Source organism: Isoalcanivorax pacificus W11-5, from assembly GCF_000299335.2.
GTDB classification, from domain to species: Bacteria; Pseudomonadota; Gammaproteobacteria; order Pseudomonadales; family Alcanivoracaceae; genus Isoalcanivorax; species Isoalcanivorax pacificus.
This window is the reverse complement of record NZ_CP004387.1, coordinates 4156828-4168427: the sequence shown is the minus strand read 5'-3', so window position 1 is coordinate 4168427 and position 11600 is coordinate 4156828. Positions and strand designations below refer to the sequence as shown.

9 protein-coding genes are annotated in these 11600 nt (G+C 57.9%); all 9 read left to right on the top strand.

The features are described from left to right. The first annotated feature begins 423 nt into the window (after positions 1-423). The 9 genes from rpmH (at position 424) to S7S_RS18610 (ending at position 11539) form a co-directional block, all read left to right on the top strand. Positions 424-558, top strand: a complete 135-nt coding sequence (gene rpmH, locus S7S_RS18650) for a 50S ribosomal protein L34 (protein WP_008734391.1) — start codon at positions 424-426, stop codon at positions 556-558. Positions 559-619: 61 nt separating this feature from the next. After that, complete coding sequence (rnpA, locus tag S7S_RS18645; protein WP_008734393.1) at positions 620-994, top strand: ribonuclease P protein component; 375 nt, start codon at positions 620-622, stop codon at positions 992-994. Positions 995-1036: 42 nt separating this feature from the next. After that, on the top strand, positions 1037-2785 hold the full coding sequence (yidC, locus tag S7S_RS18640; RefSeq protein WP_008734395.1) for a membrane protein insertase YidC: 1749 nt from the start codon (positions 1037-1039) through the stop codon (positions 2783-2785). An 81-nt stretch (positions 2786-2866) separates the two neighbouring features. Continuing rightward, positions 2867-4249, top strand: a complete 1383-nt coding sequence (mnmE, locus tag S7S_RS18635) for a tRNA uridine-5-carboxymethylaminomethyl(34) synthesis GTPase MnmE (protein WP_008734396.1) — start codon at positions 2867-2869, stop codon at positions 4247-4249. A 539-nt stretch (positions 4250-4788) separates the two neighbouring features. After that, a complete protein-coding gene (locus S7S_RS18630; protein ID WP_008734398.1) occupies positions 4789-4998 on the top strand; it encodes a helix-turn-helix domain-containing protein in 210 nt (69 codons plus the stop codon). After that, on the top strand, positions 4995-5609 hold the full coding sequence (locus tag S7S_RS18625; RefSeq protein WP_008734399.1) for a DUF1819 family protein: 615 nt from the start codon (positions 4995-4997) through the stop codon (positions 5607-5609). The genes S7S_RS18630 and S7S_RS18625 overlap by 4 nt, the downstream gene beginning before the upstream one ends. Continuing rightward, entirely contained in the window at positions 5606-6217 is a 612-nt protein-coding gene (locus S7S_RS18620) for a DUF1788 domain-containing protein (RefSeq protein ID WP_008734402.1), read from the top strand. The genes S7S_RS18625 and S7S_RS18620 overlap by 4 nt, the downstream gene beginning before the upstream one ends. 43 nt (positions 6218-6260) lie before the next feature. Next, positions 6261-9839 (top strand): BREX system P-loop protein BrxC, encoded by a 3579-nt coding sequence (brxC, locus tag S7S_RS18615; protein WP_008734404.1) that lies wholly within the window; start codon positions 6261-6263, stop codon positions 9837-9839. Positions 9840-9868: 29 nt separating this feature from the next. Next, positions 9869-11539 (top strand): ATP-binding protein, encoded by a 1671-nt coding sequence (locus tag S7S_RS18610; RefSeq protein ID WP_008734406.1) that lies wholly within the window; start codon positions 9869-9871, stop codon positions 11537-11539. Positions 11540-11600 lie beyond the last annotated feature (61 nt).

Here is an 11600-nt window from a genome sequence, read left to right as displayed (position 1 = left end):
ACTGGCCATTCTATCCCCCGGGGGCTTCGTTATCCACAGCCGTCTGCATGCATTTTCCCTGTGGATAACCATGGGTGCGACAGGACGCACAAACCCGGTACAACCCTGTGGGCAGACCCATGAACAGATTTCGTCCCCAACCCTGCACCGGTTATCCCCCACTGCACCACCGTCCCCGCACCGGGATACCAACCGATTACACACAATCCAAATCATTGAATTTTATTTGTTTTTCAAACTTATCCACAGAAATCGCTTTGCTTATAACTAATACAACTACTAAAAAATCTAAATCTTTAAATCTAATAAAAGATAAGCGACGCACCGGCTCCGTAGGCCCCGACTTTGCCGTTTGACAGCCCGGCAGGGCTCACCTAGAATTGCCGCCCTTCGACTGACCAGTGATCCCGTGGGGACGCCACCATGAAACGTACTTTTCAACCGAGCCAAATCAAGCGCAAGCGCACCCATGGCTTCCGTGCCCGCATGGCCACCAAAAACGGCCGCGCTGTACTGAACCGTCGCCGCGCCAAGGGCCGCAAGCAGCTGACCGTCTGAAGTCGGCTGTTTGCTTCACTTGTCCCGCTGACGCCTTACCCGCCGACGATGGCCTGATCCGGTGAGCGATACCGCCCCGGATTTCCGCTTCCGCCGCGAAAACCGTCTGCTGACTCCCGCTGACTTCCAGCGTGTGTTCGACCAGGCCCGTTACCGGGCCGGCAGCCGGCATTTCCTGTTTCTCGCCATTGAAAACCCGCTCGCTGTGCATCGCCTCGGCCTGGTGATTCCCCGCAAGCGTGCCCGCCGCGCCGTGGATCGCGCCCGCGTCAAGCGCCAGCTCCGTGAAAGCTTCCGGCACCGGCCGGACATCCTCCGGGGCCTGGACGTGGTGGTACTGCTCCGCGGCGGCCTGAGCGACCCTGATCCCGCCGAGCTGCGGACCGAGGTCGACGACCTCTGGGACAAGCTGCTTGCCAAGCGCACCCGGGCCTGAGACACTGCCCGCCGTTTTTCTCGCCGCCAACAAGTCCTATCTATGGAAATCAAGCGCGCTCTTATCCTGGTCGCCATCGCAGTGGTGACCTATATGATGATCCTGGCCTGGCAGAAGGATTACGTCCTCGTCCCCGACCAGGATCAGGCCACCATTACCGACACCACCACGCAGATCCCGGATGATCCGGCATCGCCTCCCATGCCCCAGGCGGACGCCAGTGATGAGGTTGTTCCCGGTATTGAGGATGTGCCGACGCCTGCGCCGGCAACGCCCGCCGCGGTTTCCGAACCACAGGCTGCGCCGGGTTCGGATCGCATCATCCGGGTGCGCACGGATGTGCTGGAAATGGAAATCGACCGGCTGGGCGGTGACATTGTCCGCTTGTCACTGCTCGACTATCCACGCCATGTCGATACCCCGGACCAGCCGTTTACGCTGCTTGAGCGCTCCAGCACCCGGACCTATGTGGCACAGAGTGGCATTGTTGGCGCCAACGGCACCGACAGCGCCGAAGGCCGCCCCACCTGGCAGACCGAAAAGGGCGAATACCAGTTGCTCGACGGCGAGTACGAACTGAACGTCGACCTGACCCTGCGCCAGGCCAACGGGGTGGATATCATCAAGCGCTTCACCTTCGAGCGTGGCAGCCACCTGATTCGTCAGTCGCACATCGTGCGCAACAATGGCGGCAGCCCCTGGCAGGGTGCGCTGTACGGCCAGATCAAACGTGACGGCAGCGACGACCCGGGCAAGGCGACCGGCGGCTTCGCACCCATGCCGACATACCTGGGCGCGGCCTACTGGGACAGCGAGAAGCCCTACAACAAGCTGCGCCTCAAGGACATGAAGGAATCCAACCTGCGTCTGACCGAAGACGGCGGCTGGATTGCCATGATCCAGCACTACTTCCTGTCTGCCTGGATTCCCGACAGCACCCAGCGCCAGGTCTACAGCAGCGTCTACCGCAGCAGCGCCGACGAATACATCCTGCGCTTTGTCTCCCCGACCACCACCGTGGCACCGGGCGACGAAGGCGTGCTGTACGCCGAGTTTTACGCCGGCCCGAAACAGCAGGACAAACTCAGCGCCATCAGCCCCGGCCTGGACATGACCGTGGACTACGGCTGGCTGTGGTTTATTTCCCAGCCGATCTTCGCCCTGCTGGTGTTCCTGCAAAGCGGCCAGATCAGCATTTTCGGCAACGAGTTCGATATCGGCTTTGGCGTCGGCAACTGGGGGGTGGCCATCATCCTGCTGACCCTGATCATCAAGCTGCTGTTCTTCAAGCTCTCGGCCACCAGCTACCGCTCCATGGCGCGCATGCGCAAAGTGGCGCCGGAAATGCAGCGCATTCGCGAGCAGAACAAGAGCGATCGCCAGAAACAGTCGATGGAGCTGATGAAGCTCTACCAGAAAGAAAAGATCAATCCGCTCGGCGGCTGCCTGCCGGTGCTGGTGCAGATGCCGGTGTTCATCGCCCTGTACTATGTGCTGCTGGAATCGGTTGAACTGCGCCAGGCACCCTTCTTTGGCTGGATTCAGGATCTGTCGCTGATGGACCCCTGGTTCATCCTGCCGCTGTTGATGGGTGCCTCGATGTGGTTCCAGATGCGCCTGAACCCGACCCCGCCGGACCCGACCCAGGCCCAGGTCATGAAGTGGATGCCGGTGGTGTTCACCGTGTTCTTCCTCTGGTTCCCGGCCGGCCTGGTGCTGTACTGGCTGACCAACAACCTGTTGTCCATTGGCCAGCAGTGGCTGATCACCCGCAAGATCGAAAACGAGTGATCCGGCCCTGCGCCGCTCTGAAAAGCCCGGCCTTCGCGCCGGGCTTTTCGGTTTAAGGCGCCCAACCCGTATACTCCCGCCATGACCCAACCTGATACCGACACCATCGTTGCCATCGCCACCGCGCCCGGTCGTGGGGGCGTGGGAATCGTGCGCCTGTCCGGGCCGCGCGCGCTGGCTGTCGCCAGCGCGTTAATGCCGGCCAGCCGCACCCTTGCACCCCGCCATGCCCATTTCAGCAGCTTCCGCGATGCCGAAGGCCAACTGATCGACGAAGGGCTGGTGCTTTATTTTCCGGGCCCGAAATCGTTCACCGGCGAAGACGTGGTGGAATTGCAGGGCCACGGCGGGCCGGTATTGCTGGATCAACTGGTGCAGGCCTGCATCCGCCAGGGTGCCCGCCAGGCCAGGCCCGGTGAATTCTCCATGCGCGCCTTCCTGAACGACCGCATGGACCTGACCCAGGCGGAAGGTATCGCCGATCTTATCGATGCCGGCACCGTCGCTGCCGCCCGCGCGGCGGTGGGCTCACTGCGCGGCGCGTTTTCCGACGCTGTGAACAACCTGGTCGAACAACTGATTCAGTTGCGCATCTACGTCGAGGCCGCCATCGATTTCCCGGAAGAGGAAATCGATTTCCTGTCCGACGGCAAAGTCGCCGGCGACCTGAACGACCTGATCCATGCCACCGCCGAGGTGCTCGCCACGGCCCGTCGCGGCAGCCTGCTGCGCGAAGGCATGACCCTGGTGATCGCCGGCCGGCCCAACGCCGGCAAGTCCTCCCTGCTCAATGCCCTGGCCGGCAACGACGTGGCCATCGTCACCGATATCGCCGGCACCACCCGCGACGTGCTGCGCGAAACCATCCAGCTCGACGGCATGCCCCTGAACTTGATCGATACTGCCGGCCTGCGTGAATCACCGGACGTGGTGGAACAGGAAGGCATTCGCCGTGCCTGGCAGGCCATCGAGCAGGCCGACCGGATTTTGCTGGTGGTGGATTCAACCACCGTCACCCCGGCGCAGCTCGACCAGCCGGACCAACTGCTGCCGGAAGGGCAGCGCACACTGTCGTCACTGGGTATTCCGCTGACCCTGGTCCTCAACAAGGCCGACCTGTCCGGCTTACCCCCCGGTATTCAAACCAACCACCCGGATACCCTGGCGATTTCCGCCGCACACGGAAATGGGCTGGACGCATTGCGCGAATACCTGAAACAGAGCGTCGGTTTTCACAGCGGCGAGTCCAGCCCCTTTTCTGCCCGTCGCCGGCACCTGAGTGCGCTGGAGTTGGCGCTGACTTCGCTGCAGCACGGGGCGCGTCAGTTGGGGGACCATGCGGCGGGTGAGTTGTTGGCGGAGGATCTACGTGGTGCGCAGCGTGCTTTGGAAGAAATTACGGGGGTGTTTTCGGCGGATGATTTGCTGGGGCGGATTTTTTCCAGTTTCTGCATCGGGAAGTGAAACGGCCTAATAGGTACAGAAGTATTCTGTAAAATTTAAACAAGCCATTTTTATGAAGACATAAATAATTTCTATTTCTTTGCGAGCTGCTTGATCCGTTTTGCCTAGCTTGCTTCGAGTGTCCGAGTAGAAGGTTTCGTAGCACGCTGAGCAACAAAAGGTTATCCCGACTTCTGGGCCACAGCGATCTCAAAAAAAGAGATCTATGTGGACATACTCGAAACCCGCCGGATGAAAGGTCATGAGGAGGAACTCTCCTGACACATTGACGAAACCTCGAACATGCCAGAAGACGCTATCAGTGGCCCAGCCAGCGCTGCTCAATGCTAAATATCGCCAGCAGATTTCCACGGCGCCATTGATCAAATTTACAACCGATATAAATGCCTCTCTATACTGGTCTATCCGGATTAAAGCCGTTGAAAGCGGTGTGATGCCAATATATATTGACCAGTCAGCGTAATTTAGGGCGGTTCCGCCCACGAGACCGTGCCGCCTCAGGTGAGGAGGCAATACCATCGCCCATAGGAAGCGAAAACATGGCCGAGATGGAAGATCGTTGGTTATCCGTAGACGAAATAGGCAAACACCTCGGTGTCAGCAACGATACCGTGTATCGCTGGATCGACAAGCACTCAATGCCTGCCCACCGCATGGGGCGCTTTTGGAAGTTCAAGAAAGTGGAAGTAGACGAGTGGGTCAAAGCCGGTGGAGCCGCCGAGACGAGCAAAGGTGAGCGTTCCGAATGACCCAAGGCAGGTATCGCATCTCCTTCACGTCCGGCAGCCTGTATCACCGCGAATCGGTGAAGCTCGCAGAGCTCTACGTGTCACTCCGTGACTGGGAAAAGGTGCGTGCTCAAGCGTTGCGTGACAACTTGCTTCAGGCCAGAACAGAAAGCACGGCAATGCGCACTTGTAGAGAGGCAATTGCTCGCCTGAAGAGATTGAACGATGACGAACTGGCTTTCCTGGCCGAGGCAAACTACCACGACCAGGCTCACCTTCTATGGGTTGCGGTGTGCCGTCTTTATCGCTTTATTGCGGATTTTGCGATGGAAGTAGTTCGCGAACGGTTTGTTGCGATGAAATTGGATCTCAGTTTTGAGGATTTCGATGCCTTCTATAATCGTAAATCAGAATGGCATGACGAGCTCGATAATGCCAGCGCTTCAACACGCGATAAGTTGAGGCAGGTCCTGTTCAGAATGCTGCGGGAGGCTGGGCTGCTGGCTAAGGACAAAACCATCAACGCCGCGCTGCTTAGCCCTAGCTTGATTGAGTTGCTTCGACAAAAAAATCCTGAGGCGTTTCTTTACTTTCCAGTCTACGAATCAGATATCAAGGGGATGTCAAAGTGAGAAAGGACATTGCCAAAATGCCTATGCAGGAACGGCTACAGCACCTGTTTAGCGTGGTTTCTGGCCAGCGATTCCTGAACAGGCAGGGGTTGGGTAACGAGGTCCCTTTCTTCATCTGCCCCTACGGGCCTAAAGAAGCGGTCGAAATGGACCGTCTTCAGCGGCAGCTGGTTAACCGACTGGAGCAGGCGGGCATCCGGATACTGAGCATCAACCTGTATGACCTTACCGTCGATATTTTGAAAGAGAGAGACATCTGGGAGCAGGTGTTCGAGCTCGAGCCCACGGTCTCAAAGGATCAGCTGAAAGAACTGTTACAAGGCGTGCTGGACCCGGAAGCCCATTTGGTGCCCGCTATTGCGGCAAAACTCCAGTCTGTTGAGTTTGACGTGCTGTTTCTCTCAGGGGTGGGCGAGGTCTTCCCCTACATACGCTCCCATAACGTGCTCAATAACTTGCAGAGCACTGCCAAAGACCAGCCAACGGTAATGTTCTTCCCGGGCTCCTATACCCACTCGCTGGAAACCGGAGCATCATTGGATCTTTTCGGCAGGCTGCATGACGACAAGTACTACCGGGCGTTCAACATCTTTCATTACGAAGCCTGAGTGAACGAAACGATTCGAGGCGTAATCATTAAGGGAAAGTACCATGACATTGAAGAACATTTTTCTAAAGCCCGTTGATCGCCCTATTGAAGGCGTTATCAAAGCCGACGATGAAGCCAGTCTTCGCCTCGAAATCGAAGAATACGTACTGACTAACGAAGTCGAGAAACGCCTCGAAGAGTTTCTGGACGCCTACAACAACTATGAAGGAGCGAACGGTGTCTGGGTATCCGGTTTCTTTGGCTCGGGCAAGTCTCACTTGCTCAAAATGCTGGCCCTTCTGCTTGAAAACAGGGAAATGGACGGTGCTACAACGCTGGATCTGTTCCTTCCCAAGTGCAGCGAGAATGAAATTCTCCGGGGTGACCTGAAGCGAGCCATCTCTATCCCTTCAAAGAGTATTCTTTTCAACATCGATCAGAAAGCCGATGTCATCAGCAAAACCCAGATCGATGCGCTTCTGGCCGTGTTCGTTAAAGTCTTTGACGAAATGTGTGGCTACTACGGAAAACAAGGGCACATTGCCCAGTTTGAGCGCGATTTGCACAGCCGAGGGCTGTACAAGCAGTTCAAAGCCGAGTACGAGGCCATTGCCGGTCGCTCATGGAAAAAAGGTCGAGAGCAAGCTCTCCTGGAAGGCGCGAATATTGCCAAGGCTTACGCTTCTGTGACCGGGGGCGACCCGCAGTCGGCAGCGGGCATTCTCGACAAGTACCGCAGCGAATATCGAGTCTCGATTGAGGACTTCGCGGATAATGTGAATGCCTATATCGAGAAGCAGGCAAAAGAGGGTGGCCACAAAGAGTTCCGTCTGAATTTCTTTGTGGACGAGGTTGGCCAATACATTGCCGACAACACCAAACTGATGACCAACCTGCAAACCATTGCCGAGAGCCTCGCCACCAAATGTCGGGGCCGGGCCTGGATTATCGTCACCGCCCAGGAAGAGATGAAAGACGTTGTGGGCGAAATGGGCAAACAGCAGGGCCACGACTTCTCGAAAATTCAGGCGCGGTTCAATAACCGCATGAAGCTCTCCAGCGCGGACGTGGCGGAGGTTATCCAGAAGCGCTTGCTGACCAAGACCGAAGAAGGCGTCAATCAACTGTCGGACGTCTATCACGCGCAGGCGAACAACTTCAAAACCCTCTTTGACTTTGCCGATGGATCGGCCACCTACCGGAACTTTCGGGACAGGGACCACTTCATCCACAGCTACCCCTTCGTCCCCTACCAGTTCGCGCTGTTTCAATCGGCGATCCAGAACCTGTCGCAGCACAACGCCTTCGAAGGTAAGCACAGTTCTGTCGGTGAACGCTCCATGCTAGGGGTTTTCCAACAGGTTGCCATCCACATCGGCAACCACGAGGTGGGCCAGCTGGCCACCTTTGACCTGATGTTTGAAGGCATCCGCTCTGCACTGAAATCACAAATACAGCGGGCGATTATTCAGGCCGAGAACCATCTGGATAATGCCTTCGCCATCCGGCTGTTGAAGGCCCTCTTCCTGGTCAAATATGTCAAGGAATTCAAGCCCACGGTGCGCAACCTATGCGTGTTGATGCTCGATGCTTTTGATCAGAACCTGCCGGCACTTCGCACTAAGGTGGAGGAAGCCCTGAGCCTTCTGGAGCAACAGACCTACATACAGCGCAACGGGGACCAGTACGAGTACCTGACGGACGAAGAAAAGGACGTCGAGCAGGAGATCAAGAACACGGAAGTCGAGTCATCGGACATCGCTGACGAGCTGGAAAAGATCGTTTTCGACTTTGTCATCAAGCAGCGCAAGATCCGTTATGACGCCGGCTCCTCCCAGAACCAGGGGCAGGACTACTCTTATTCGCGCAAACTGGATGATCGTCTGCATGGGCGTGAATACGAGCTCTCCATTAATGTCATCAGCCCGTTCCACGAGCATACTGACAATGAGCAAATGCTCCGTACAGCCTCAACCTACAAGGCAGACGAGCTGTTCGTGCTCATGCCTTCGGACGAGCGCCTGGTGCGGGACCTGCTTATGTTCAAGCGCACCGAGAAGTACATCAAACAGAACATCTCCGTTACCCAGCAGAAAGGCGTCAAACGGATCCTGCATGACAAGGGCTTCCAAAACCGTGAGCGTGAGGCCAGACTCCGGCAGCAAGTTCAGACCCTCATTGGCAAGTCCAAGTTGCTCATTGGCGGCGCCGATGTGGAAGTGGCGAATGAGGACCCCCAGACCCGCATTATTCGGGGCTTCCATGAGCTGATTTCACGGGCTTACCCCAACCTCCGCATGTTGCGCGGCGTTTCCTATACGGAAAACGACATCAGCAATTGCCTTAACCGTACAGACGATGGTCTTTTCGGTAATGACGCCACGGCCCTGGCGGAATCCGAGCAGGAGGTGCTGGCGTTCATTCAGAGCAACAACCGGGGCGGTGTCCGCACCACCCTCAAGAGCCTGCTGGAAAAGTTCGAACGCAAGCCCTACGGCTGGTATTACGCCGCTGTTCTCTGCACCCTGGCCAACCTGTGTGCCCGTGGCAAGGTGGAAGTTCGTCTCGACGGGAATATCCTGGAGGACAGCGAGCTGGAGCGCGCCCTGCGTAACACTCACGGCCACGGCAACGTGGTGCTGGAACCACAGATTGAGTTCACCGCCTCTCAGGTCCGAGCCCTCAAGTCGTTCTATGAGGACTTCTTCGACAGCCCGCCCCGCAGCAGCGAAGCCAAAGCCCTGGGTAAAGAAGCCGGCGAAGCCTTCCGGGACATGTACCACGACCTGGATCGGCGGATAGCGCAGGTCGACCAGTACCCGTTCCTTAATGCTTTGAAACCTGCTCTGGAGACGCTGAAAGAAGTTGCCGCAAAGCCCTACACTTGGCACCTGACGGAATTGGGTAAGCAGGAAGATCAACTGCTTGGCCTGAAAGAGGATGTCATTGACCCCATCCGCAAGTTCATGGGCGGCTCGCAAAAAGACATCTATAACCAGGCTCGATCCTTCCTGCAGAGCCAGAAGCCCAACTTCATCTATGTGTCCGGGGATGAGATCGAGCAGATTCGCACCATCCTGAACGATGCCAACTGCTACAAAGGGAATCGCATTCAGCAGCTCAAGGGCCAACTGGATAGCCTGCAGGAGCGAATCGATGAGAAAGTGCAGCAAATCCGCTCCCAGGCAGAAACCTCCCTGAAGACCATGCAGGAACGCATGCAAAGCATGGACGAATATCAGTCCCTGCCGGAACCGCGCCAGGATGAGCTTAATAAACCGTTGCGGGAGCTGGTCGATTACATCGGACAGGAGCGCCTGATAGCCGTGATCAAGGACCGGATCCGGTACTTTGAAGAAGAGGGCTACCAGAAGCTGCTGGGCAAAATGGTGGCAATGGCCAAGCAGAAACCAGCACCGTCGGATGATCCCGCGCAACGCACAGGTGTTGAGAATGGCTGGAATGGTGGACAGCCTCATGAGATCAAGGAACCGTCTGCCGACTACATTCACACTCGCAACCTCCGTGTCGCGTTCGACAAGGCCTGGTTGGCTGACGAGGATGATGTGGACCGTTACCTGAATGCCTTGAGAGAGGCCCTGTTGGTTGAGATCCAGCAAGGTCGCAAGGTTCAGATCTAAACATGCCACACCGTTTATTGGGGATAGCCATGCACGAAGCCGAACAGGAAATCCGGGCGCTCATTCGCGGCGGCGAAAGCCTTGCCGTCGAGTTCAAGAGCGACGTCAAAAGCCTGCCGGACCGGGATCTGGTAGCTGCGGTGGTGGCCCTTGCAAACACCGAGGGCGGCGACCTGTTCCTGGGCGTTGAAGACGATGGCACCCCGACTGGACTGCATGCCAACCACCGCAACCTCGCAGGCCTGCCCGCTCTGATTGCCAACAAGACTATTCCTTCGCTGGCCGTGCGCGTTGAGGCCCTGGAGCTGGAAGGGCAACCTATTGCCAGGATCCAGGTGCCCAAGTCCCGGCAGCTGGTGTCCACCTCGGATGGTCTGCTGCAACGCCGGCGCCTGAGAATGGACGGCACCCCGGAGGCCGTGCCCTTCTATCCTCATGAGTTTGTTCAGCGCCAGTCCAGCCTGGGGGTAACGGACCCCTCTGCCTTGCCGGTGGAGAACCTGGCGGTTGAAGACCTGGACCCGATTCAGCGCATCCGGATCCGCAACGCCATCAAGAAGTACGGCGGCGACCAGAGTCTGATGCCCCTGGCGGACGATGAGCTGGACGGCGCCCTGGGCCTGACTGTGAGCGTGGGAGGCATGCGCCGCCCCACGGTTGCAGGCCTGTTGCTGCTGGGAAACGACAGGCAGCTCCGGCAACACCTGCCCTCCCACGAGGTAGCCTTCCAGGTCCTGCGCGGTACCGATGTGCTGGTCAATGAGTTCTACCGCAAACCACTGCTGGAGACCTTCGAAGAGGTCGAAGTGCTATTCCGCGCCCGGGTGGAGGAAGAGGAGATTCAGGTCGGGCTGTTTCGCGTGCCCATCCCCAACTTCGACCGCCGTGCCTTCCGGGAAGCCTTTGTGAACGCCCTGGTTCACCGCGACTACAGCGCCCTGGGCGCCGTGCACGTCAAATTGGACGACGACGGCCTGAGCATCAGCAACCCAGGTGGATTTGTGGAAGGCGTCAACCTGGACAACCTTCTGGTGGCTGACCCTCGCTCCCGTAACCCCTTGCTGGCTGACATTATCAAGCGCATCGGCCTGGCCGAACGCACCGGCCGGGGCATCGACCGGATCTTCGAAGGCATGCTCCGCTACGGGCGCACCGCCCCTGACTACTCAATGTCGTCCGCTCACACCGTCTCCGTGCGCATGAGCGCAGCGGACGCGGACGCCGAATTCCTGCGCATGATCGTCGAGCGAGAGGAACAGACCGGCGCCGCCATGCCCATCGACAGCCTGATCATCCTGTCCCGGCTGCGCAATGAGCGGCGTTTAAGAACGGCGGACCTGGCCAAATCCGTGCAAAAGCCCGAAACCGTGGTCCGGGGCTCCCTGGAAAAACTGGTGGAAGCCGGCATGGTGGAAGCCCACGGCACCGGCAAGGGCCGCACTTACACCCTGAGCGCCAAGGTTTACCGGGGGGCGGGACAGAAGGCGGCCTACGTTCGCCAGGCGGGGTTTGATGCCATCCAACAGGAGCAAATGGTGCTGAATTTCATCGATACCCACGGCAGCATCAAACGAGCGGATGCCGCTGATCTGTGCCATATCAGCCCTTTCCAAGCCACTCGGCTGCTCAACCGCTTGAAAGACAAGGGCGTGATACGCCCGGTGGGCCAGGGGAAGGGGACTCGATATGAGCGAAGCTGATAAAATACGTGCGGCGCACGAAAAATGCGAGCGGGTGCGAGCGGCGCGCGTATTTCCGTGT

Excerpts from the sequence above, each read along its gene's own strand:
- rpmH (WP_008734391.1), top strand. The coding sequence starts at position 424 with ATGAAACGTACTTTTCAACCGAGCCAAATCAAGCGCAAGCGCACCCAT.
- yidC (WP_008734395.1), top strand. The coding sequence starts at position 1,037 with ATGGAAATCAAGCGCGCTCTTATCCTGGTCGCCATCGCAGTGGTGACC.
- mnmE (WP_008734396.1), top strand. The coding sequence starts at position 2,867 with ATGACCCAACCTGATACCGACACCATCGTTGCCATCGCCACCGCGCCC.
- S7S_RS18630 (WP_008734398.1), top strand. The coding sequence starts at position 4,789 with ATGGCCGAGATGGAAGATCGTTGGTTATCCGTAGACGAAATAGGCAAA.
- S7S_RS18625 (WP_008734399.1), top strand. The coding sequence starts at position 4,995 with ATGACCCAAGGCAGGTATCGCATCTCCTTCACGTCCGGCAGCCTGTAT.
- brxC (WP_008734404.1), top strand. The coding sequence starts at position 6,261 with ATGACATTGAAGAACATTTTTCTAAAGCCCGTTGATCGCCCTATTGAA.
- S7S_RS18610 (WP_008734406.1), top strand. The coding sequence starts at position 9,869 with ATGCACGAAGCCGAACAGGAAATCCGGGCGCTCATTCGCGGCGGCGAA.